The 22,647-nt window shown below is 63.1% G+C and carries 18 protein-coding genes; 1 reads left to right on the forward strand and 17 read right to left on the reverse strand.

Translation table 11 applies throughout. The annotated features are described in order from the left end of the window. Positions 1-19 precede the first annotated feature (19 nt). From nuoN to ACIPZG_RS08665, 16 genes are all read right to left on the reverse strand, one after another. Positions 20-1,489, reverse strand: coding sequence for an NADH-quinone oxidoreductase subunit NuoN (gene nuoN, locus ACIPZG_RS08590; RefSeq protein WP_400712302.1), 1,470 nt, complete (start codon positions 1,487-1,489; stop codon positions 20-22). A gap of 7 nt (positions 1,490-1,496) precedes the next feature. Beyond that, entirely contained in the window at positions 1,497-3,029 is a 1,533-nt protein-coding gene (gene nuoM / locus ACIPZG_RS08595) for an NADH-quinone oxidoreductase subunit M (RefSeq protein ID WP_008096206.1), read from the reverse strand. A gap of 40 nt (positions 3,030-3,069) precedes the next feature. After that, positions 3,070-4,923 carry an NADH-quinone oxidoreductase subunit L gene (gene nuoL / locus ACIPZG_RS08600; protein WP_008096203.1) on the reverse strand — a complete coding sequence of 618 codons (1,854 nt, stop codon included), beginning with the start codon at positions 4,921-4,923 and terminating at the stop codon, positions 3,070-3,072. Next, positions 4,920-5,228, reverse strand: coding sequence for an NADH-quinone oxidoreductase subunit NuoK (gene nuoK, locus ACIPZG_RS08605; RefSeq protein WP_008096201.1), 309 nt, complete (start codon positions 5,226-5,228; stop codon positions 4,920-4,922). Before nuoK ends, nuoL begins: the two co-directional genes overlap by 4 nt. A gap of 3 nt (positions 5,229-5,231) precedes the next feature. Further along, positions 5,232-5,732 (reverse strand): NADH-quinone oxidoreductase subunit J, encoded by a 501-nt coding sequence (nuoJ, locus tag ACIPZG_RS08610; protein WP_400643278.1) that lies wholly within the window; start codon positions 5,730-5,732, stop codon positions 5,232-5,234. Between the two features lie 10 nt (positions 5,733-5,742). After that, positions 5,743-6,291, reverse strand: coding sequence for an NADH-quinone oxidoreductase subunit NuoI (nuoI, locus tag ACIPZG_RS08615; RefSeq protein WP_003251442.1), 549 nt, complete (start codon positions 6,289-6,291; stop codon positions 5,743-5,745). Positions 6,292-6,302: 11 nt separating this feature from the next. Further along, complete coding sequence (gene nuoH / locus ACIPZG_RS08620; protein ID WP_008096190.1) at positions 6,303-7,310, reverse strand: NADH-quinone oxidoreductase subunit NuoH; 1,008 nt, start codon at positions 7,308-7,310, stop codon at positions 6,303-6,305. Next, positions 7,307-10,021, reverse strand: coding sequence for an NADH-quinone oxidoreductase subunit NuoG (gene nuoG / locus ACIPZG_RS08625; protein ID WP_400712305.1), 2,715 nt, complete (start codon positions 10,019-10,021; stop codon positions 7,307-7,309). Before nuoG ends, nuoH begins: the two co-directional genes overlap by 4 nt. A gap of 132 nt (positions 10,022-10,153) precedes the next feature. Then, positions 10,154-11,518: an NADH-quinone oxidoreductase subunit NuoF gene (gene nuoF / locus ACIPZG_RS08630; protein ID WP_400643280.1), complete on the reverse strand. Its 1,365-nt coding sequence runs from the start codon at positions 11,516-11,518 to the stop codon at positions 10,154-10,156. Next, positions 11,515-12,012 carry an NADH-quinone oxidoreductase subunit NuoE gene (gene nuoE, locus ACIPZG_RS08635; protein ID WP_008096184.1) on the reverse strand — a complete coding sequence of 166 codons (498 nt, stop codon included), beginning with the start codon at positions 12,010-12,012 and terminating at the stop codon, positions 11,515-11,517. The genes nuoF and nuoE overlap by 4 nt, the downstream gene beginning before the upstream one ends. A 2-nt stretch (positions 12,013-12,014) precedes the next feature. Continuing rightward, positions 12,015-13,796 (reverse strand): NADH-quinone oxidoreductase subunit C/D, encoded by a 1,782-nt coding sequence (gene nuoC, locus ACIPZG_RS08640; RefSeq protein ID WP_400712308.1) that lies wholly within the window; start codon positions 13,794-13,796, stop codon positions 12,015-12,017. 79 nt (positions 13,797-13,875) lie between these two features. After that, entirely contained in the window at positions 13,876-14,553 is a 678-nt protein-coding gene (locus ACIPZG_RS08645; protein WP_008096180.1) for an NADH-quinone oxidoreductase subunit B family protein, read from the reverse strand. 9 nt (positions 14,554-14,562) lie between these two features. Further along, complete coding sequence (locus ACIPZG_RS08650; protein WP_008096178.1) at positions 14,563-14,976, reverse strand: NADH-quinone oxidoreductase subunit A; 414 nt, start codon at positions 14,974-14,976, stop codon at positions 14,563-14,565. 381 nt (positions 14,977-15,357) lie between these two features. Further along, positions 15,358-16,020: a lysoplasmalogenase gene (locus tag ACIPZG_RS08655; RefSeq protein WP_400712311.1), complete on the reverse strand. Its 663-nt coding sequence runs from the start codon at positions 16,018-16,020 to the stop codon at positions 15,358-15,360. A 208-nt stretch (positions 16,021-16,228) separates the two neighbouring features. Then, positions 16,229-17,554: an isocitrate lyase gene (gene aceA, locus ACIPZG_RS08660; RefSeq protein ID WP_008096174.1), complete on the reverse strand. Its 1,326-nt coding sequence runs from the start codon at positions 17,552-17,554 to the stop codon at positions 16,229-16,231. A gap of 457 nt (positions 17,555-18,011) precedes the next feature. Continuing rightward, positions 18,012-18,812: a secretin N-terminal domain-containing protein gene (locus ACIPZG_RS08665; protein WP_400712314.1), complete on the reverse strand. Its 801-nt coding sequence runs from the start codon at positions 18,810-18,812 to the stop codon at positions 18,012-18,014. Between the two features lie 158 nt (positions 18,813-18,970). On the opposite strand from ACIPZG_RS08665, the gene ACIPZG_RS08670 reads away from it, so the two are divergent. Next, a complete protein-coding gene (locus ACIPZG_RS08670; protein ID WP_400712317.1) occupies positions 18,971-20,413 on the forward strand; it encodes a SulP family inorganic anion transporter in 1,443 nt (480 codons plus the stop codon). 111 nt (positions 20,414-20,524) lie between these two features. On the opposite strand, the gene fusA is transcribed toward ACIPZG_RS08670, so the two are convergent. Beyond that, positions 20,525-22,636, reverse strand: a complete 2,112-nt coding sequence (fusA, locus tag ACIPZG_RS08675) for an elongation factor G (RefSeq protein ID WP_400712320.1) — start codon at positions 22,634-22,636, stop codon at positions 20,525-20,527. Positions 22,637-22,647: the final 11 nt, after the last annotated feature.

Here is a 22,647-nt window from a genome sequence, read left to right on the forward strand (position 1 = left end):
TGTTTTTTTACTGGCTTGATCAACCGATCAGTTGCAGGCCTGCCTGCTGGACCATTTCCAGCAGCGGCTGCGGATAAACCCCCAGCACGAACGCGAGAATGGCGATGGCCAGCAGCATGACGCCACCGGTGCGCTGTTCCCACTTCAGCGGGGCGTCGTGGCGACGCAGGTTCGGCTCGACCAGGAACAGGGTGACCATGACGCGCAGGTAGTAGTACACGCCAATGGCGCTACCGATCACCAGGGCACCGACCAACCACCACAGCTGCGACTCGACCCCGGTGGCAATGATGTAGAACTTGCCGATGAAGCCTGCGGTCAGCGGGATACCCGCCAGCGACAGCATCATCACGGTCAGCACCGCGGTCAGGTACGGGCGGCGCCAGAACAGGCCGCGGTACTCGTACAGCGCATCGGCATCACGGCCGCCGTAAGGCGAGGACATCAGGGTGATGACACCGAAAGCGCCGAGGCTGGTGATCACGTAGGTGACCAGGTACACGCCCATGGCTTCCAGGGCCAGGCCCTTGCTGGCGACCAGGGCGATCAGCAGGTAACCGAAGTGGGCGATGGACGAGTAACCAAGCAGACGCTTGAGGTTACTCTGGGTCAGCGCCAACAGGTTACCGATCAGGATCGAGGCGACCGCGATGACTGCCAGTACGGTGCTCAGCACGCCGCTGCTGGCGGCAGGGGAGAGCATGAACAGGCGCACGACCACGGCGAAGACCGCGACCTTGCTGGCGGTGGCCAGGAAAGCAGCGACCGGCGCCGGGGCGCCTTCGTACACGTCCGGGGTCCACAGGTGGAACGGTACCAGCGACAGCTTGAAGGCCAGGCCGACCAGCATCATGCCCAGGCCCAGCTGGGCCAGCAGGCTTGGCATGCTGGTAGTGGCCAGGGCCTTGCCGATCTGGTCGAAGCTCAGGCTGCCAGCGTCGGCGTACAGCAGGGCCATGCCGAACAGCAGGAAGGCCGAGCCTGCGGCCGACAGCACCATGTACTTGATGCCGGCTTCCAGCGAGCGCTTGTTGAAGAAGGCATACGCCACCAGGCCGTAGACCGGCACCGACAGCAGCTCCAGGCCGATGAACAGGCCGGCCAGGTGGTTGGCGCTGACCAGCACCAGGCCACCGAGGGCCGACATCAGCAGCAGCAGGTACAGTTCTTCACGGTTGCCCGGGTAGCCCTTGGAGCCTTCGCCGAGGTAGGCGTGGGCGAGGGTGACGCAGGCCAGTGTGGCCACCAGGATGATCGCCATGTACAGGCAGGCGAACTTGTCGATGGTGATCAGCGGGGTGACCGCCAGCGGCGCGACTTTCAGCACCGGCAGGATCGACAGCAGGGCCAGGTTCAGCCCCACGGTGGACAGCAGGAAGGTCTGCGAGTGGTTGCGCTTCCAGGCGATCGCCAGCATCACCACCACCGTGGTGATGGTGGTGATCAGCATCGGCGCCAATGCGATGAAGTGTTGAGTGGTGAATTCCATAGCGCTCTTACCGGGCCGAAGCGAGTTGAGTGAAAGCGGAACCGAGCCACTGCTGCACACCACTCATGGTGGCGGCAGAGGTGTCGAGGAACGGCTGCGGATACACGCCCAGCAGGATCAGCAATACCGCCAGGCCCAGGACCATGATCATTTCGCGACCGTCCATACCGGCCAGCACGCCTTCGGCCTTGGCCGGGCCGAAGTAGGCGCGGTGGATCATGATCAGCGAGTAGACCGAACCGAACACCAGGCCGGTGGTAGCGATGACGGTGATCCACGGCACGCTGGCGAAGCTGCCGATCAGGATCAGGAACTCGCCGACGAAGTTGCCGGTACCTGGCAGGCCCAGGGAGGCAGCGGCGAAGAACAGGCTGATGGCAGGCAGGTAGGCGATGCGGTGCCACAGGCCGCCCATCTGACGCATGTCACGGGTGTGCAGACGCTCGTACAGCTGGCCGGACAGGATGAACAGCGCGGCGGCCGACAGGCCGTGGGCCAGCATCTGGATCACCGCGCCTTGCAGGGCCTGCTGGCTGCCGGAGTAGATACCGATCAGCACGAAGCCCATGTGCGAGACGCTGGAGAAGGCGATCAGGCGCTTGATGTCGGTTTGCGCGAAGGCCAAGAAGGCACCGTAGAAGATACCGATCAGGCCCAGGGCCATGGCGAACGGCGCGAACTCGGCCGAAGCGTTCGGGAACAGCGGCAGGGCGAAGCGCAGCAGGCCGTAGGCCGCGGTCTTCAGCAAGATACCCGCCAGGTCCACGGAACCTGCGGTCGGTGCCTGGGCGTGAGCGTCAGGCAGCCAGGAGTGGAACGGTACTACCGGCAGCTTCACCGCGAAAGCAATGAAGAAGCCCAGCATCAGCACGTATTCGACGCCGGCTGGCAGCTCGGCCTTGAGCAGGTCGCTGTAATTGAAGGTCAGCACGCCGGTGGTGTTGTAGTTGACCAGCACCAGGCCAAGGATCGCCACCAGCATGATCAGGCCGCTGGCCTGAGTGAAGATGAAGAACTTGGTGGCGGCATAGATCCGGGTCTTCTTGCCGTCTGCCGAGCTGTGACCCCAGAGCGCGATGAGGAAATACATCGGCACCAGCATCATTTCCCAGAAGAAGAAGAACAGGAACAGGTCCAGGGCCAGGAACACACCGACCACGCCGCCGAGGATCCACATCAGGTTGAGGTGGAAGAAGCCGACGTGGCGCTGGATCTCTTTCCAGGAGCACAGTACCGACAGCACACCGAGCAGGCCGGTGAGCAGGATCATCAGCAGCGACAGGCCGTCCAGGGCCAGGTGGATGCTGATGCCGAAGCGCTTGATCCACTGGACTTTGTATTCCAGGGCCCAGGCAGGTTCGGCGCCCGGAGCAGGGGCCAGGGTGTAGTCGCCGGTGCCCCACAGCCACAGGCCGATGCCGAGCAGCAGGGACATGGTCAGCAGTGCGATCCAGCGTGGCAGGGTGGCGCCGAAGCGCTCACCCAGCCAGCACAGGAAGCCGCCGATGAAGGGGATCAGGATCAGCCAAGGCAAAATCATGACGGGTTGGTTTCCTTTGGCAAAGTCGCAAGATTCATAGTCATACCGCGGCCACTACCACGGCACCGATGACCAGTACGGCACCGACGGCGATCGAGGCGGTGTACCAGCGCAGCTGGCCAGTCTCGGTCTTGCTCATGGCGACGTGACCGCCGCGAGCCATCCGAGGGATCAGGCCGATGCTGCGGTCAACCGGGTCCTTGCGCAGGATGTGGCTGATCAGCAGGTAAGGTTTGACGAAGAGCTTGTCGTAGATCCAGTCGAAGCCCCAGGCGGCGAACCACCAGGCCGACAGGACGCGGCCGATGCCGCTGTTGGCGATGGCCGAAACCAGGCGACGCTTGCCCAGGAACAGCACCGCGGCCAGCAGGATACCGGCGATGGCGATGGCGCCCGAGGTGATTTCCAGCGCGTGCTTGGCTTCGCCACCGGCGTGGCCGGCGCTTTCAGGCAGCACACCTGCCAGCGGCGGATGGATCCAGGCGCCAACGAAGGTCGACAGCACGATCAGCACGCCCAGTGGCAGCCAGTGGCTGATGCCGTGGCCGGCGTGGGCTTCGGTCTTGGCTTCGCCATGGAAGGCGATGAAGATCAGGCGGAAGGTGTAGAGCGAGGTCATGAACGCGCCCACGAGACCGGCGTACAGCAGGCCGCTGTTGCCGCTGGCGAAGGCTTCCCAGAGGATCTCGTCCTTGGAGTAGAAGCCCACGGTCACGATCGGCAGGGCAGCCAGGGCAGCACCACCGACCACGAAGCTGGCGTAGGCCAGCGGCAGTTTCTTCCACAGGCCGCCCATCTTGAAGATGTTCTGCTCGTGGTGGCAGGCAACGATCACCGCACCGGAGGCAAGGAACAGCAGGGCCTTGAAGAAGGCGTGGGTCATCAGGTGGAAGATCGCCGCGTCCCAGGCACCCACGCCCAGGGCCAGGAACATGTAGCCGATCTGGCTCATGGTCGAGTAGGCGAGGATACGCTTGATGTCGGTCTGAACCAGGGCAGCGAAGCCGGCCAGGACCAGGGTCACGCCGCCCACGACGCCTACCAGGTGCAGGATGTCCGGCGCCAGCAGGAACAGGCCGTTGGTACGGGCGATCAGGTAGACGCCCGCGGTCACCATGGTTGCCGCGTGGATCAGTGCCGAAACCGGGGTCGGGCCCGCCATTGCGTCGGCCAGCCAGGTCTGCAGCGGCAGCTGGGCCGATTTACCGACCGCGCCACCCAGCAGCATCAGGGTCGCCAGCTCCATCCAGAAATCGCCAGCCTGGAACTTCTGCGGTGCCAGCACCAGCAGTTCCTGCACGTTCAGGGTACCCAGCTGGGCGAACAGGATGAACAGGCCGATGGCCATGAACACGTCGCCGATACGGGTGACGATGAAGGCCTTGAGTGCGGCGTTACCGTTGTTGCGGTTGCTGTAGTAGAAACCGATCAACAGGTACGAGCACAGGCCCACGCCTTCCCAACCGAAGTAGATGAACAGCAGGTTGTCGCCCAGCACCAGGAACAGCATGCTGGCGATGAACAGGTTGGTGTACGCGAAGAAGCGCGAGTAACCCGCTTCGCCACGCATGTACCAGGAAGCGAACAGGTGGATCAGGAAGCCGACACCGGTCACCACACCGAGCATGGTGACCGACAGGCCATCCACGTACAGGGTGAAGTTCGGCGCGAAGCCGTCCACCGACATCCACTGCCACAGCAGCTGGCTGTACGCGCCGCCTTCAGGCGGGGCGACGTTGAACTGCCAGATCACGTAGGCGGCCACGGCCGCCGAAAGGCCGACCGAACCGACGCCGATCAGCGCGGACAGGTTCTCCGAGAACCGCCCGCGCGAGAACGACAGCAGCAGGAAGCCGATCAGGGGGAAGACGAAAGTCAGGAAGATAAGGTTCATCCGCGCATCTCACTGGCAGCATCGATGTCGAGAGTGTGGAAGCGGCGATACAGCTGCAGCAGGATTGCCAGGCCAATACTGGCCTCGGCGGCTGCCAGGCTGATCACCAGAATGAACATCACCTGGCCGTCGGGTTGGACCCAACGGGCACCGGCGACGATGAACGCCAGGGCAGAGGCGTTCATCATGACTTCCAGGCTCATGAGCACGAAGAGGATGTTGCGGCGGACCATCAAGCCAACCAGACCTAAGCAGAACAGGATGCCGGCGACCGCCAGACCATGCTCGAGAGGGATAGCACCCATGATTTACTCCTTCGCCTCGTTGCGGCCCAGGTGGAAGGCGGTGACGGCCGCGGCAAGCAGCAGCATCGAAGCCAGTTCGACCACCAGCAGGTAAGGGCCGAACAGGCTGACGCCCACGGCCTTGGCGTCCACGGTGGTACCGCTGATGCCCGCGCCGCTCGGGGCGACGAACAGCACATACAACAGCTCCAGCAGCAGCAGCGCGCCGAGGATCACCGGCCCGGCCCAGATACCGGGCTTGAGCCAGCCCCGTTCCTGGGCGACCGAAGCCGGCCCGAGGTTGAGCATCATCACCACGAACACGAACAGCACCATGATGGCGCCGGCGTAGGCGATCACTTCCAGGGCGCCGGCGAACGGCGCACCCAGGGCGAAGAAGATCATGGCCACGGAGATCAGCGAAATGATCAGGTAGAGCAGGGCGTGCACAGGGTTGGTGCCGGTTACCACCCGAAGGGTGGAAACCACGGCGATCCCGGATGCGAAGTAGAAAGCGAATTCCATCTTTCTGTCCTTATGGGAGCAAGCTCTTCACGTTGATCGGCTCGGCTTCGTTCTGTGCAGAGCCCTTCGGCTTGCCAGCGATCGCCATACCCGCAACACGGTAGAAGTTGTAGTCAGGGTTCTTGCCGGGGCCGGAGATCAGCAGATCTTCTTTCTCGTACACCAGGTCCTGACGCTTGAACTCGGCCATTTCGAAATCCGGCGTCAGCTGGATCGCGGTGGTCGGGCACGCTTCTTCACACAGGCCGCAGAAAATGCAACGCGAGAAGTTGATGCGGAAGAACTCCGGGTACCAACGACCGTCCTCGGTCTCGGCCTTCTGCAGCGAGATGCAGCCAACCGGGCAGGCCACCGCGCAGAGGTTGCACGCTACGCAGCGCTCCTCGCCATCGGGGTCGCGGGTGAGGACGATGCGGCCGCGGTAGCGCGGCGGCAGGTACACGGGCTCTTCGGGGTACTGCAGGGTGTCGCGCTTGCGGAACCCGTGGGAGAACACCATTGCCAGGCTGCGCAGCTGGGTGCCGGTGCCCTTAACGATGTCGCCGATATACTTGAACATGGGTCAAATCCTCACTGGGCCGCGACGGCTGGCGTGTTGTAGAGCACGAGCGCAGCGGTCACCAGCAAATTGATCAGGGTCAGCGGCAGGCAGAACTTCCAGCTGAAGTCCATCACCTGGTCATAGCGTGGGCGCGGGATCGAGGCGCGCAGCAGGATGAACAGCATGATGAAGAACGCGGTCTTCAGCGCGAACCACAGGAACGGTACCTGAGGCAGCAGGCCGAACGGACCGTGCCAGCCACCGAAGAACAGGGTCACCAGCAGCGCCGAGATGAGGATGATGCCGATGTACTCACCGACGAAGAACATGCCCCATTTCATGCCGGCATACTCGATGTGGTAGCCGTCGGCCAGTTCCTGTTCCGCTTCCGGCTGGTCGAACGGGTGACGGTGAGTCACGGCGACGCCAGCGATGAAGAAGGTGCAGAAGCCGAAGAACTGCGGAATGATGAACCACAGGTTCTGTGCCTGGTATTCAACGATGTCGCGCATGTTGAACGAGCCCACCTGCACCACCACGCCCATCAGCGCCAGGCCCAGGAACACTTCGTACGACACGGTCTGTGCCGAAGCCCGCAGGCTGCCGAGCAGGGCGTACTTGTTGTTCGACGACCAACCGGCGAACAGTACGGCGTACACCGAAAGCCCCGCCATGGCGAAGAAGAACAGCAGACCGATGTTCAGGTCGGCGACGCCCCACAGCGGGGTGATCGGGATGATGCTGAAGGCGATCAGCAGGGCACTCATGGCCACGACCGGCGCCAGGGTGAAGATCATGCGGTCGACGAAGGGTGGGTTCCAGTCTTCCTTGAAGAACATCTTCAGCATGTCGGCGGCGATCTGGAACATGCCGAACGGGCCGACACGGTTCGGACCGTAACGGTCCTGCCACCAGCCCAGCAGGCGGCGCTCGACGAAGCTGAGCAGCGCGCCGCAGACCACCACCGCGAGCAGGACCACGATGGCCCGGACCACGGTGAGGATCACATCGATCACTTCGGGGGTGAACCAGCTCATTGTGCTGCCTCCTGCAGACCTTCGACGGATGCACCGAAGATGGCAGGCGGAATGCCAGCCAGGCCTTTCGGCAGCGCAACCAGGCCAGCGCCCAGTTCTTCATTGATACGCAGCGGCAGGCGCAGCGACACACCGGCGACGTTCAAGCTCAGCAGGGCGCCTTCGTTGACGCCCAGGCGGTCGGCTTCGGACTTGGCCAGGGCCACGTAGGCGGCCGGAATGCGCTCTTGTACCGGCGCGGCGCGCGAGGAGCTTTCTTCGCTGCCGAACAGGTGGAAGAACGGTACCGCGGTCCAGCTGCCACGGGCCGGGTTGAAGGCACCCGGAATGGCGTTGAACCAGTTCAGGCGATCGCCTTGCGATTCGATCAGGCGCACGCCTGGGTCACCGGCACGCAGGTGGCCACCGACCTCGTCCTGGAACTTGTTCCAGGCTTGCGGCGAGTTCCAGCCCGGCGACCAGGCGAACGGCACCTGCTGGCGCGGCTCGACGGAGCCCGAGTAGCCTTCCATGGAGAAGGCGAACGCGGTGTCCTTGTCTTGCGGGGTACGCGGCTCGTGCACGCTGATGTTGGCGCGCATGGCGGTACGGCCGGAGTAGCGCAGCGGCTCACGGGCCAGTTTCATGCCCTTGATGCGGAACGCGGCGGAAGGCGCTGCGCCAACGATGCCGGCCAGTTGCGGCGCGGCTTCGGCGCAGGCGCTGGTGACGTGATCCAGCTGGGTCCAGTCGACCGGCTTGTTCAGCAGGGTGGCACGCAGGGCGTGCATCCAGCGCCAGCCTTCGTGGATCAGGATGCTGCTGTCCAGGTACTGCGGGTCGAACACCTGGAAGAAGCGCTGGGCACGGCCTTCCTGGCTGACCAGGGTGCCGTCGCCTTCGGCGAAGGAGGCGGCTGGCAGCACCAGGTGGGCGCGGTCGAGGGTCGCCGTCTTGGAGTGGTCGGCAACGATCACCACCTTGGCTGCAGCCAGGGCCGCGTCGACCTTGGCGGCCGGTACGCGGGCGTACAGGTCGTTTTCCAGTACCACGATGGCATCGGCCTTGCCGCTTATGACCGCATCCAGTGCGGCATCGACGGACTCGCCACCCATCATGGCCAGGCCCAGGCTGTTGGCCTCAGGTACGACCAGGCTCAGCGAACCGTTCTTCTCGCGCAGCTTCAGGGCCTTGGCGATGTTGGCGGCGGCTTCGATCAGGGCGGGGTCGGCCAGGGAAGTACCGGCGATGACCAGTGGGCGCTTGGCAGCGACCAGGGCGTCGGCGATGCGTTGGGCCAGGGCTTGTGCTTCCTGGTCCAGGCCGGCCACTGCTGGCGCGCTCGGGTCGATGGCGTGGGCCACGGCGAAACCGATGCGGGCAAGGTCCGCAGGTGCTGCGTGCACGCATTCTTCGGCAACGTCGTCCAGCTTGGTTTCAGCCAGCGAAGCGATGAACAGCGGGTACAGCGCGTGCTGGCCGATGTTCTTCACCGCGGCGTCGAGCCATGGCTGCACTTTCATGGCCTCGGCCATGGCTTCGGCCTTGCCTTTGGTGGCCTGGCGCACGGCCAGGGCGACGCGGGCAGCGGTCTGGGTCAGGTCTTCACCGAGCACGAACACGGCGTCGTGGTCTTCGATGTCGCGCAGGGTCGGCACAGGCAGCGGGCTGTTGTTCAGCACGTTCAGGGCCAGGCGCACGCGGGCCAGTTCGCCGGCTTCCATACCGGAGTAGAAGTAGTCGGCACCGACCAGTTCACGCAGGCCGTAGTTGCTTTCCAGGCTGGCGCGCGGCGAGCCGATACCGACGATGGTGCGACCGCGCAGCAGGTCGGCGGCCTTGTCCAGGGCGCCGTCCAGGCTCAGCTTGGTGCCATCGGCGAGGAACGGCTGGCGTGGGCGATCGGTGCGGTTGACGTAGCCGTAGCCGAAGCGGCCACGGTCGCACAGGAAGTACTGGTTGACCGAGCCGTTGAAGCGGTTCTCGATCCGGCGCAGTTCGCCGTAGCGCTCGCCCGGGCTGATGTTGCAGCCGCTGGAGCAACCGTGGCAGATGCTCGGGGCGAACTGCATGTCCCACTTGCGGTTGTAGCGCTCGGAGTGGGTCTTGTCGGTGAACACGCCGGTCGGGCAGACCTCGGTCAGGTTGCCGGAGAACTCGCTCTCCAGCACGCCGTCTTCAACGCGGCCGAAGTACACGTTGTCGTGGGCACCGTATACGCCCAGGTCGGTACCACCGGCGTAGTCCTTGTAGTAGCGCACGCAGCGGTAGCAGGCGATGCAGCGGTTCATCTCGTGGGCGATGAACGGGCCGAGGTCCTGGTTCTGGTGGGTACGCTTGGTGAAACGGTAGCGGCGCTCGTTGTGGCCGGTCATTACCGTCATGTCCTGCAGGTGGCAGTGACCGCCTTCCTCGCACACGGGGCAGTCGTGCGGGTGGTTGGTCATCAGCCATTCGACGACGCTGGCGCGGAACGCCTTGGACTCGTCATCGTCGATGGAAATCCAGGTGCCGTCGGAGGCAGGGGTCATGCAGGACATGACGATACGACCACGGGTGTCGTTCTCGTCGGTGTACTGCTTGACTGCACACTGCCGGCAGGCGCCAACGCTACCAAGCGCCGGGTGCCAGCAGAAATAAGGGATGTCGAGGCCGAGCGACAGACACGCCTGTAACAGGTTGTCTGCACCGTTGACTTCGAGCGCTTTGCCGTCTACGTGGATAGTGGCCATTGTTCAAAGTTCTTCGTTGGCCCGCGTGAGCGGGCGTGGCTAATGGAAATCGGTGAGCCTGCGGCCCGCCACGAATCGTTCGGGCCGGCCTGCAGGCTGGCGGGTGGCACGGACCACCCGCATCTCATCTTGTTATGCGCCGACCACGATCGGCTTGGCCAGGTTCGGGCGCAGGGTGTCGGCCGCGCTAGCGGGAGCGACACCGGCCTCGAACTCGGACCGGAAGTATTTGATGGCACTGCCCAACGGCTCGACGGCACCCGGTGCGTGAGCACAGAAGGTCCGGCCTGGGCCGAGGAAGTTGACCAGACCCAGCAGGGTCTCGATGTCTTCGGCGCGGCCCTGGCCTTGCTCCAGTGCGCGCAGCATCTTCACGCTCCACGGCAGGCCGTCACGGCAGGGGGTGCACCAGCCACACGATTCGCGGGCGAAGAATTCTTCCATGTTGCGCAGCAGCGAGACCATGTTGACGCTGTCGTCGACCGCCATGGCCAGGCCCGTACCCATACGGGTGCCGACCTTGGCGATGCCACCGGCGTACATCTGTGCGTCGAGGTGCTCGGGCAGCAGGAAGCCGGTACCGGCGCCGCCTGGCTGCCAGCACTTGAGCTTGAAGCCATCGCGCATGCCGCCGGCGTAGTCTTCGAACAGCTCGCGGGCGGTGACGCCGAACGGCAGCTCCCACAGGCCAGGGTTCTTCACCTTGCCGGAGAAGCCCATCAGCTTGGTGCCGTGGTCTTCGCTGCCTTCGCGGGCCAGCGACTTGTACCAGTCGTTGCCGTTGGCGACGATGGCCGGCACGTTGCACAAGGTCTCGACGTTGTTCACGCACGTCGGCTTGCCCCACACGCCCACGGCGGCAGGGAAGGGCGGCTTGGAGCGCGGGTTGGCGCGGCGGCCTTCCAGCGAGTTGATCAGTGCGGTTTCTTCACCGCAGATGTAACGGCCGGCACCGGTGTGCACGAACAGCTCGAAGTCGAAACCGCTGCCCAGAATGTTCTTGCCCAGCAGGCCCGCGGCCTTGGCTTCGTCGATGGCGCGGTTGAGGTTCTTCGCCGCGGTGGTGTATTCGCCACGCAGGAAGATGTAGCCACGGTAGGCCTTCAGGGCGCGGGCGCTGATCAGCATGCCCTCGACCAGCAGATGGGGCTGTTGCTCCATCAGCATGCGGTCCTTCCAGGTGTTCGGTTCCATTTCGTCCGCGTTGCACAGCAGGTAGCGGATGTTCATGGATTCGTCTTTGGGCATCAGGCCCCACTTCACACCCGTGGGGAAGCCCGCGCCGCCACGCCCCTTGAGGCCGGAGTCCTTGACGGCCTGGACGATGTCGTCCTGCGACATCTGCGCCAGCGCCTTGCGGGCGGCGGCGTAGCCGTTCTTGGACTCGTATTCGGCAAGCCAGACCGGCTCGCCGTCGTCACGCAGGCGCCAGGTCAGCGGGTGGGTTTCGGCCGAACGCGCGATGCGGTTGGCCGGGCCGAAGGAAGTGATGGTCATACGTAACCCTCCAGCAGCTTGGTGACGCCGGCAGGCTGCACGTCGCCAAAGGTGTCGTCGTCGATCATCAGCGCCGGGGCCTTGTCGCAATTGCCCAGGCAGCACACCGGCAGCAGGGTGAAGCGGCCGTCCGGGGTGGTCTGGCCCAGGCCAATGCCCAGTTCGCTCTGGATCTGGCTGACGACCGACTCATGGCCGCCGATGTAGCAGACCATGCTGTCGCACACGCGGATGATGTGACGGCCGACCGGCTGGCGGAAGATCTGGCTGTAGAAGGTGGCCACGCCCTCGACGTCGCTGGCCGGGATGCCCAGCACTTCACCGATGGCGTGAATGGCGCCGTCCGGCACCCAGCCACGTTCCTTCTGGACGATCTTCAGGGCTTCGATGGACGCCGCGCGCGGGTCCTCGTAGTGATGCATCTCGTGCTCGATGGCCGAGCGCTCGGTTTCGCTCAGGGCGAAACGGTCAGTCTGGATAAGCGTGCTGTTCATGCTTAGCGGTCCACGTCAGCCATAACGAAGTCGATACTGCCCAGGTACGCAATGAGGTCGGCGACCATGCTGCCTTTGATCACCGAAGGGATCTGCTGCAGGTGCGGGTAGCTCGGGGTACGGATCCGGGTGCGGTAGCTCATGGTGCCGCCATCGCTCGTCAGGTAGTAACTGTTGATGCCCTTGGTCGCCTCGATCATCTGGAACGACTCGTTGGCCGGCATGACCGGGCCCCACGAGACTTGCAGGAAGTGCGTGATCAAGGTTTCGATGTGCTGCAGGGTGCGCTCTTTCGGCGGCGGCGTGGTCAGCGGGTGATCCGCCTTGTACGGGCCTTCCGGCATGTTGCGCAGGCACTGGTCGATGATGCGGATACTCTGGCGCATCTCCTCGACACGGACCATGCAGCGATCGTAGGCATCGCCGTTGTGGGCCAGCGGTACTTCGAACTCGAAGTTCTCGTAGCCGGAGTAGGGGCGTGCTTTACGCAGGTCGAAGTCGCAACCGGTGGAACGCAGGCCGGCACCGGTGGTGCCCCATTCCAGCGCTTCCTTGGTGTTGTACGCGGCAACGCCGATGGTACGGCCCTTGAGGATGCTGTTCTGCAGGGCGGCCTTGGTGTATTCGTCCAGGCGCTTTGGCAGCCAATCGACGAAGTCCTTGACCAGCTTGTCCCAGCCGCGCGGCAGGTCGTGGGCGACGCCACCGATGCGGTACCAGGCCGGGTGCAGGCGGAAACCGGTGATCGCCTCGATCACGGTGTAGGCGCGCTGACGGTCGGTGAAGGTGAAGAACACCGGGGTCATGGCGCCCACGTCCTGGATGTAGGTACCCAGGAACAGCAGGTGGCTGGTGATCCGGAAGAACTCGGCCAGCATGATGCGAATCACGTCGACCTTCTGCGGCACCTTGATGCCCGCCAGCTTCTCGACGGCCAGTACGTACGGCAGGTTGTTCATCACCCCGCCGAGGTAGTCGATACGGTCGGTGTAGGGGATGAAGCTGTGCCAGGACTGACGCTCGGCCATCTTCTCGGCGCCACGGTGGTGGTAACCGATGTCCGGGACGCAGTCGACGATCTCTTCACCGTCCAGCTGCAGGACGATACGGAAGGCACCGTGGGCCGACGGGTGGTTCGGGCCGAGGTTGAGGAACATGTAGTCCTCGTTGGCGCCCTGACGCTTCATGCCCCAGGCTTCCGGGTTGAAGCGTGCTGATTCCTCTTCAAGCTGCTGCTTGGCCAGGGTCAGGCTGTAGGGGTCGAACTCGGTGGCACGGGCTGGGTAGTCCTTGCGCAGCGGGTGACCTTCCCAGGTGGGCGGCATCATGATGCGGCTCAGGTGTGGGTGGCCGGCAAAGTCGATGCCGAACATGTCCCAGACTTCGCGCTCGTACCAGTTGGCGTTTGGCCAGATGCCGGTCACGGTCGGCAGGTTCAGGTCGCCTTCGCTGAGCGACACCTTGATCATCACGTCGCTGTTACGTTCGACCGACAGCAGGTGGTAGAACACGCTGAAATCGGCGGCGGGCAGGCCACGGCGCTGGGTGCGCAGGCGCTCGTCGACACCGTGCAGGTCGTACAGCATGCTGTAGGGCTTGGTGACACCGCGCAGGAAGCTGAGCACCTCTTTGAGCTGGGCGCGCTTGACCCACAGCACGGGCATGCCGGTGCGGGTTTCCTGGGCGACGAATGCTTCGGCGCCAAAACGGTTGTGCAGTTCGACGACCACATCCTGGTCGTCAGCCTTGTAGGGCGGAATAAAAATAGCGTTGTCCGCTGTCATGGTCTCGGTCGCTTTGGGTCAACGTTAAGAATGAAGCCAGGCCGCCGGCTCCTTGGGGAGCGGGCGGCAGGTCGCTGGATCAGACTTCGTCGGGGCTGCGCAGGTTGGTTACTGCAATGCGCTGCTCACGACGCAGGTCTTTCTGGGCTGGCATCTCGGCACGGTAAATACCTTGATCACCAACAACCCAGGAAAGCGGGCGTCGTTCTTGGCCGATCGACTCCTGCAGCAGCATCAAGCCTTGCAGGAAAGCCTCAGGGCGTGGCGGGCAGCCAGGCACATAGACGTCCACGGGGAGGAACTTGTCGACCCCCTGAACGACCGAGTAGATGTCGTACATGCCGCCGGAGTTGGCGCACGAACCCATGGAGATGACCCACTTCGGTTCGAGCATCTGCTCGTACAGGCGCTGGATGATCGGCGCCATTTTGACGAAGCAGGTACCGGCAATGACCATGAAGTCGGCCTGACGCGGCGATGCCCGAATGACTTCGGCGCCGAAGCGGGCGATGTCGTGGGGCGCCGTGAAGGCCGTGGTCATTTCCACGTAGCAGCAGGAAAGGCCGAAGTTGTACGGCCAGAGGGAGTTCTTGCGACCCCAGTTGACCGCACCACGCAGCACATCTTCGAGTTTCCCCATGTAGATGTTCTTGTGGACCTGGTCCTCTAGCAGCTGATCGGTGACGGTTTCCCGTTCACCGACCGGGTACTGCTCGTTGGGCGCATCCGGATCGATTCTGGTGAGATTGTATTGCATGCCAAAGCCTCATTGTTTCAGCTTCGCTTGCCGCTTGCGGCGACCTTCGGGAGCCCAATCAAGTGCCCCGACGCGCCATAGGTAGACAAGACCTGCCAACAGAATTGCTATGAAAACGAGTGCTTCGACGAATCCGGTCCAGCCGCTTTCGCGGACGGACACAGACCATGCAAAGAGAAAGAGGGCTTCGATATCGAAGATCACGAACAGCATCGCGACCAGATAGAATTTGGCGGACAGGCGCAGGCGAGCGCTGCCGGTAGGCAGCATGCCGGATTCGAAGGGTTCGTTCTTGGCGCGGCCCCAGGCCTTGCTACCGAGCAGGCTGGAGAGGCCGAGCATGAAGGCACACAGGCCGACGACACCCAGGAGGAAGATGGCAAAGCCCCAGTTGTGGGCGATGAGTCCTGCCGAATCGGACATGCTAGAGATCCTTATACAGAGACCCAGCTCTGCAGTCTGAAATAAGTAGAGCGGCGACGTGGTGTCGCAGGTGCAGTGACCAAATGTCGCAGCTGAATCAATCGGGCTGATTTTATGGGTAAACCCGGTGCAAGTAAAATTTCTGTCGCAAATTTATTCGTAGGATTAAGAATAAAAATCCCTCGTAACTGGCTGAAAGCCTTGAATTTCGGGCATTGCGAACGGTTTTGTTAATTATGTTTCTTGCTCAGCGTAACGAAACACTAACTTGGTAATGATAATTAATATCGTTTGAGCTGGTATCTGAAACTTTGCCATTGCTGAACCTTGCAAAGTTCATCTGGCGATATTCCCCACTTGCAAATGCGAAAGCCTCTTGTTCTAGCAGTTTTCGATTCCGCGTGCACCGCTCTGGGTCAATACTTTGCCGCCTAAGCCGTGGCGAACGGATGAAGCGATCGCCCATTGGCCGAGCCAGTAGGCCAGGATGATCAGGTAAGGCGCGGCGGCGAACGGGCTGACGAAACGGTCGATGCCGATCAGGCTGTCGGAGAACACGAACAGGCAAGCACCCATCGCAGCGGCGCCGCCGCAGGCCAACGCGCGCCAGAGCATGGCGCTGATCGCCAGTGCGTAAACGGCCACGGGTATCAACAGCGGACCGAGGCCGTGGCTGGCCAGTACGCCGAGCAGGGTGATGCCGGTGATGGCGCTCAATAGCAGCGCTGCTAGCGCTGCTCGCCGGGTTTGGCTGGAGTAGGCGCGCAGGTAGGCGAGGTGCGCGCAGAGGAAGGCAGCCAGGCCGAATACGAACAGGTCGGCAGGGATGGCCAGCAGAATGTCACCGAGCACAGAGAAGCCCAGGCCAATGGTGATCCAGCGGCGATACGGTGTAGCGGGGGCGCTGAGCATCCAGGCGATCAGGGCCAGCACCGGAACAGGTTTGGACACGAGGCCGAGCAGGGCGTTGTCGGTGGCCAGTGCATATATATAGAAGGCGGCGGCTGCGACGGCGATGATGAGCAGATGGCTTGGACGAGGCATGGGCGGTCCTTGCTGCTGGGCTGCCCCAAGCATAGTCCGGATCCTGGATTCTGCTGTGGCCCTATCGCCGGCAAGCCGGCTCCCACAGGGATCTCCCGCGTCGATGCGCTCGGTGTGGGAGCCGGCTTGCCGGCGATAGGGCCACAGCAGGCAAAAAAAGCCCGGAATCCTCACGAATCCCGGGCCTGCTTTCAGCAATTCACGCTTATCAGTGGAACTGCTCTTCCTCGGTAGAGCCGGTCAGTGCAGTCACCGACGAAGCGCCACCCTGGATCACGGTGGTCATGTCGTCGAAGTAGCCAGTACCCACTTCCTGCTGGTGAGCCACGAAGGTGTAGCCTTTGCTAGCGTCCGCGAATTCCTGTTCCTGCAGTTTGACGTAGGCAGTCATGTCGTTGCGGGCGTAGTCGTGCGCCAGGTTGAACATGCCGTGCCACATGTTGTGGATGCCGGCCAGGGTGATGAACTGGTGCTTGTAGCCCATGGCCGACAGTTCGCGCTGGAACTTGGCAATGGTGGCGTCGTCCAGGTTCTTCTTCCAGTTGAAGGAAGGCGAGCAGTTGTACGACAGGATCTGGTCCGGGTATTCCTTCTTGATCGCTTCGGCGAAGCGGCGGGCTTCGTCCAGGTCCGGCTTGGCGGTTTCGCACCAGATCAGGTCGGCGTATGGCGCGTAGGCCAGGCCGCGGGCGATGGCCTGGTCGAGGCCGGCGCGCACCTTGTAGAAGCCTTCACGGGTACGTTCGCCGATCACGAACGGCTGGTCGTAAGGATCGCAGTCGCTGGTCAGCAGGTCGGCGGCGTTGGCGTCGGTACGGGCCAGGATGATGGTCGGCACGCCCGAGACGTCAGCGGCCAGGCGTGCTGCAACCAGTTTCTGCACGGCTTCCTGGGTCGGTACCAGTACCTTGCCACCCATGTGGCCGCACTTCTTCACCGAAGCCAGCTGGTCTTCGAAGTGCACGCCGGCGGCGCCTGCTTCGATCATGTTCTTCATCAGCTCGTAGGCGTTCAGCACGCCACCGAAACCGGCTTCAGCGTCGGCCACGATCGGCGCGAAGTAGTCGATGTAGCCGTCGTCGCCTGGGTTCTTGCCCGCTTTCCACTGGATCTGGTCGGCACGGCGGAAGGCGTTGTTGATGCGCTTGACCACGGTCGGTACCGAGTCGACTGGGTACAGCGACTGGTCAGGGTACATGGACTCGGCCGAGTTGTTGTCGGCGGCCACTTGCCAGCCAGACAGGTAGATGGCCTGGATGCCGGCTTTTACCTGCTGTACTGCCTGGCCGCCGGTCAGGGCGCCCATGCAGTTGACGAAATCTTTTTCTGGGCGGAAGGACGGGTGGGCGCCTTCGGTGACCAGCTTCCACAGTTTTTCTGCACCTTGGCGAGCAAAGGTGTGCTCCGGCTGCAGAGAGCCACGCAGGCGAACGACATCAGCGGCGGTGTAGGTACGGGTCACGCCTTTCCAGCGCGGGTTTTCGGCCCAGTCTTTCTCGAGGGCTGCAATTTGCTGTTCGCGTGTCAGTGCCATGGAAATAAACCTCGTCGCATCGATCTTGGGGTAATTGTGTTGATGCTCACGAAGCGAATCAGGGAGCTGGCGGCTGTCCTGTCCGGGGGAGTGCGGCGGCGAACGCGAAGGCTCGAAGGGGAAGGGGTGTGCAGGCCGGGCGAAGGTGTGCGCCAGCAGGTCGGCTCGTGGTTGCCTTGCTGCGGTGCTACGCGATTGCCAGTACTGCGGTGATGCGCTTCCGTCCCTCGGGACAACTTCGTCGTTGCAGTCGCAATCCCGTCGAACCGCCTTGTGGGCCGTATAGACACGAGGCGCCTCCAGGGGTGGGAGGAGTACGCCTCGAAGGCCCTTGCCAGGGCCCCTGATTAGCGGGAGCGAGGCCATCATGCCCTTGGGAAAAAGTACCTGTCAAATGTTTTGTAGTGGTTTTTTTCGCTTACTACATCTTTGGTCTAGTGCGACTTGCGGGTCAGTTTCAAGGCCGTTGGTCGAGGCCTTGATTTGCCTGGGATCCGTCGAAAAGGTCGACTTTGACACGCAGCGTCATGTTTTCACCCCGTTGGGTGCTGTAGGTGCGGCTTGATGCATCCCGCCCGGCTTGGGATTGCTGGTTGTAGCCTGCCAGGGTGATCCACTCGCCCAGCCTGCCAGTGACTGTCGTGTCGGTGCTTTGCACGTTCACTACATCGGCACGTTCCCGGCTAATTCTGTCGTTATTTGTGCTTATTTGCAGACGAACCGTCTCGCCACTCAAGCTCGGCGTGACGTAGAAACCCTGGGTCACGTTGCGGTATTCAGTGTTGCTCTGAATGCGCCCGTAAACGTCGGTGCTGGTGCTGGTCACCGGGATGCTCTGGCCGACCTGGATCAACGCCGGCTGGCCTTCGCTGGCCTGGATCTGCTGCAGACCTCCCTCACGGTTGCTGGTGCCGTAGTGGATGACCCGGGCATTGCCACGGTCGTCCTGAAAGTTGCTGTCGTTGTTGTCGACGCTGATCAACAGGCGCTTGGGGGCGGTATCCAGTTGCAGCAGTAGGGTGCGCAAGTCGTCGATGCGCTCGGGGCTGGCGTTGACGATCAGCTTGTTCTCGAACGCGGTGACGCTGCCGTCCTTGCCGATGAAAGACTGGGCGGCGGGCAACAGTTCGGCACTGCTGCGGTGCTGCAGCGGCACCACTTCGGTGGCCGCCTGGGCCGTCAGGCTTGCGGCCAGCAGCAGGGAAACGAAAAGAGGGCGTAGCGGCATGTCCATGATCTCCGCAGGTGGAATCAACATGATGGCAAATTTGCCATGATTGTGCCGGGTGTAGATCACAAGCTTTCCTTTCGCGCCGGTGTGATCGTGCTGGCGGTGGCTGCTGTTCGACAAAATCCGTAATATCGCGCTCCTTCGTTTTTTCGTACCGTCCATCCGGACTGCGCCACAGGACATTCATGAAACCTGCCCGACTTCGCGCCGACGTGCTCGCCGGCCTGACCACGTCTTTCGCCCTGGTGCCCGAGTGCATCGCCTTCGCCCTGGTCGCTCACCTCAACCCGCTGATGGGCCTTTATGGCGCTTTCATCATCTGCACCCTGACCGCGCTGTTCGGCGGCCGACCGGGCATGATCTCCGGCGCCGCGGGCTCCATGGCAGTGGTGATCGTCGCCCTGGTGGTGCAGCACGGCGCGCAGTACCTGCTGGCCACGGTGCTGCTGGGCGGGGTGGTGATGATCCTGTTCGGCCTGCTGCGCCTGGGCAAGCTGGTGCGTCTGGTGCCGTACCCGGTGATGCTCGGCTTCGTCAACGGCCTGGCGATCGTCATCGCCCTGGCCCAGCTGGAGCACTTCAAGCAGGGCGAGCAGTGGCTCAGCGGTGCGCCGCTGTACCTGATGATCGGCCTGGTGGCGTTGACCATGCTGGTGGTCTATGTACTGCCCAAGCTCACTCGTGCCGTGCCACCTGCACTGGTGGCGATCCTGGGTGTGGGATTGCTGGTGTACTTGCTCGGTCTGCCGACCCGCACCCTCGGCGACATGGCGCACATTGCCGGCGGCCTGCCGGCGCTGACCTTGCCGGATGTGCCGTGGACCCTGGAAACCCTGAAGATCATCGCCCCCTACGCCGTGCTGATGGCCATGGTCGGATTACTGGAAACCCTGCTGACCCTCAACCTCACCGACGAAATCACCGAAAGCCGCGGCTACCCGGACCGCGAGTGCGTGGCCCTGGGCGCGGCCAACATGGTCTCGGGCCTGTGTGGCGGCATGGGTGGCTGCGCGATGATCGGGCAGACCGTGATCAACCTCAGCTCCAATGGCCGTGGCCGGCTGTCGGGGGTGGTCGCCGGCGTCATGATCCTGCTGTTCGTGCTGTTCCTGTCGCCGCTGATCGAGCGCATTCCGCTGGCGGCACTGGTCGGCGTGATGTTCGTGGTGGCCCAGCAGACCTTCGCCTGGGCGTCCTTGCGGGTGTTGCACAAGGTGCCGGTGAGCGATGTGCTGGCCATCATTGCGGTGACCGTGGTGACGGTGTTCACCGACCTGGCCACGGCGGTGATGTTCGGCATTGTCATCGCCGCGATCAATTTCGCCTGGCAGCATGCGCGGGAGTTGTATGCCGAAAGCCATGAGGATGCTGAAGGGAACAAGCATTACCAGGTGCACGGCACGCTGTTCTTTGCCTCGACCACGGCGTTTCTCAACCAGTTCGACCCGGCGAACGACCCGGTCAAGGTGACCCTGGACTGCAAGCACCTGAGCTTTGTCGACTATTCGGCGATTGCGGCCTTGAAGACCTTGCGCGAGCGTTATGCCAAGGCGGGTAAGCCCCTGCGCGTGGTGCACCTGTCGGAGCGCTGCAAGAAATTGCTGAAGCGGGCGGGTGAACAGCACTGAATCGGTGGTGATGCCATCGCCGGCAAGCCGGCTCCCACGCCGATCGGGTCAATACTGGAGATCCCTGTGGGAGCCGGCTTGCCGGCGATCGAGGGCAAAGCTCTCGCTCGATCACTCGCCGCGAGTCTTCTTCACGATGGTATCGGCAATGCTCGCCGGCGCCTCGGCATAACGGGTGAACTCCATGGTGTAGCTGGCTCGCCCCTGGGTCATCGAACGCATCGAGGTGGCATAGCCGAACATCTCCCCCAGTGGCACCTCGGCGCGAATAACCTTGCCGGCAGGTGTCTCGTCGCCATCCTGAATCATGCCGCGGCGCCGGCTCAGGTCGCCCATGATATCGCCCTGGTACTCCTCAGGCGTTACCACCTCGACCTTCATCACCGGCTCCAGCAACACCGCGCCGCCTTTCTGCGACAGCTGCTTGGTGGCCATGGAGGCAGCGATCTTGTAGGCCATTTCGTTGGAATCGACGTCGTGGTACGAGCCGTCGAACACCGCCGCCTTCAGATTGATCAGCGGGTAGCCGGCCAGCACGCCGTTCTTCATCTGCTCCTCGATGCCCTTCTGGATCGCCGGTATGTACTCGCGCGGTATCACGCCGCCGACGATTTCGTTGGTGAACTCCAGGCCTTCCTTGCCCTCATCGCCCGGCGCGAAGCGGATCCAGCAGTGGCCGTACTGGCCGCGCCCGCCGGACTGGCGAACGAAGCGGCCCTCGATTTCACAGGTGTTGCGGATTTTCTCGCGGTAGGCCACCTGGGGCTTGCCGATGTTGGCCTCGACGTTGAACTCGCGGCGCATGCGGTCGACGATGATGTCCAGGTGCAGCTCGCCCATGCCGGAGATGATGGTCTGCGCCGTTTCCTCGTCGGTACGCACGCGGAACGACGGGTCCTCCTGGGCCAGCTTGCCCAGGGCGATGCCCATCTTCTCCTGGTCGGCCTTGGTCTTGGGCTCCACTGCCACGGAAATCACCGGGTCGGGGAAGTCCATGCGCTCGAGGATGATCGGTTTGTCGATATCGCAAAGGGTGTCGCCGGTGGTCACGTCCTTCATGCCGATCAGCGCGGCGATATCGCCGGCGCACACGTCCTTGATCTCGGCGCGCTGGTTGGCATGCATCTGCACCATGCGGCCGATGCGTTCCTTCTTGCCCTTGACCGAATTGAGCACGGCATTGCCGGAACTGAGTACGCCGGAATACACCCGGGCAAAGGTCAGGGTGCCGACGAACGGGTCAGTGGCGATCTTGAAGGCCAGGGCCGAGAACGGCTCCTTGTCGTCGGCATGGCGTTCCAGGTGTTTCTCTTCGTTGTCGGGGTCGGTGCCCTTGATCGCCGGGATCTCCGACGGCGCGGGCAGGTAGTCGATGACGGCATCGAGCATCAGCGGCACGCCCTTGTTCTTGAACGACGAGCCGAGGATGGTCGGCACGATCTCGTTGGCAATGGTGCGCTGGCGCAGGGCGGCCTTGATCTCGTCGATGCTCAGTTCCTCGCCGTCGAGAAACTTCATGGTCAGTTCGTCATTGGCCTCGGCCGCGGCTTCGATCATGTGCGCGCGCCATTCGTCGGCGAGCGCCTTGAGCTCGGCGGGAATCTGTTCTTCGCGGTAGCTGGTGCCGTGGTCGTCCTCGTTCCAGTAGATGGCCTTCATCTTCACCAGGTCGATCTGGCCGATGAAGTTTTCCTCGCTGCCAATGGCCAGCTGGATCGGGACCGGGTGGTGCCCGAGGCGTTTGTCGATCTGCTTGACCACGCGCAGGAAGTCGGCGCCCTGGCGGTCCATCTTGTTGATGTAGGCCAGCCGTGGCACATGGTACTTGTTGGCCTGACGCCAGACGGTCTCGGACTGCGGCTCGACCCCGTCGGCGCCGCTGAACACCACCACCGCGCCATCGAGCACGCGCAGCGAGCGCTCCACTTCGATGGTGAAGTCGACGTGGCCGGGGGTGTCGATGATGTTGAAGCGGTATTTGTCGGCATACTGCTTGGTCGAGCCTTGCCAGAAGGCCGTGGTCGCCGCCGAGGTGATGGTGATGCCGCGCTCCTGCTCCTGGGCCATCCAGTCCATGGTCGCGGCGCCGTCGTGCACCTCGCCCATCTTGTGGTTGACCCCGGTGTAGAAGAGGATGCGCTCGGTGGTCGTGGTCTTGCCGGCGTCCACGTGGGCGACGATGCCGATATTGCGGTACAGCTCGATGGGCGTTGTACGGGCCATGACGGACTACC

This window comes from Pseudomonas sp. NPDC089395, from assembly GCF_044749525.1.
Classification (GTDB): Bacteria; Pseudomonadota; Gammaproteobacteria; order Pseudomonadales; family Pseudomonadaceae; genus Aquipseudomonas.

Bases quoted from the DNA above. Each gene is read 5' to 3' on its own strand.
- nuoN (WP_400712302.1), bottom strand. From the start codon at position 1,489: ATGGAATTCACCACTCAACACTTCATCGCATTGGCGCCGATGCTGATC.
- nuoK (WP_008096201.1), bottom strand. From the start codon at position 5,228: ATGGGTGCTATCCCTCTCGAGCATGGTCTGGCGGTCGCCGGCATCCTG.
- nuoM (WP_008096206.1), bottom strand. From the start codon at position 3,029: ATGATTTTGCCTTGGCTGATCCTGATCCCCTTCATCGGCGGCTTCCTG.
- nuoF (WP_400643280.1), bottom strand. From the start codon at position 11,518: ATGACCATCACTTCCTTCGGCCCGGCCAACCGCATCGCGCGTTCGGCC.
- nuoG (WP_400712305.1), bottom strand. From the start codon at position 10,021: ATGGCCACTATCCACGTAGACGGCAAAGCGCTCGAAGTCAACGGTGCA.
- ACIPZG_RS08670 (WP_400712317.1), top strand. From the start codon at position 18,971: ATGAAACCTGCCCGACTTCGCGCCGACGTGCTCGCCGGCCTGACCACG.
- nuoL (WP_008096203.1), bottom strand. From the start codon at position 4,923: ATGAACCTTATCTTCCTGACTTTCGTCTTCCCCCTGATCGGCTTCCTG.
- fusA (WP_400712320.1), bottom strand. From the start codon at position 22,636: ATGGCCCGTACAACGCCCATCGAGCTGTACCGCAATATCGGCATCGTC.
- nuoC (WP_400712308.1), bottom strand. From the start codon at position 13,796: ATGACAGCGGACAACGCTATTTTTATTCCGCCCTACAAGGCTGACGAC.
- nuoH (WP_008096190.1), bottom strand. From the start codon at position 7,310: ATGAGCTGGTTCACCCCCGAAGTGATCGATGTGATCCTCACCGTGGTC.
- aceA (WP_008096174.1), bottom strand. From the start codon at position 17,554: ATGGCACTGACACGCGAACAGCAAATTGCAGCCCTCGAGAAAGACTGG.
- nuoE (WP_008096184.1), bottom strand. From the start codon at position 12,012: ATGAACAGCACGCTTATCCAGACTGACCGTTTCGCCCTGAGCGAAACC.
- nuoI (WP_003251442.1), bottom strand. From the start codon at position 6,291: ATGTTCAAGTATATCGGCGACATCGTTAAGGGCACCGGCACCCAGCTG.
- ACIPZG_RS08645 (WP_008096180.1), bottom strand. From the start codon at position 14,553: ATGCAATACAATCTCACCAGAATCGATCCGGATGCGCCCAACGAGCAG.
- ACIPZG_RS08650 (WP_008096178.1), bottom strand. From the start codon at position 14,976: ATGTCCGATTCGGCAGGACTCATCGCCCACAACTGGGGCTTTGCCATC.
- ACIPZG_RS08665 (WP_400712314.1), bottom strand. From the start codon at position 18,812: ATGTTGATTCCACCTGCGGAGATCATGGACATGCCGCTACGCCCTCTT.
- ACIPZG_RS08655 (WP_400712311.1), bottom strand. From the start codon at position 16,020: ATGCCTCGTCCAAGCCATCTGCTCATCATCGCCGTCGCAGCCGCCGCC.
- nuoJ (WP_400643278.1), bottom strand. From the start codon at position 5,732: ATGGAATTCGCTTTCTACTTCGCATCCGGGATCGCCGTGGTTTCCACC.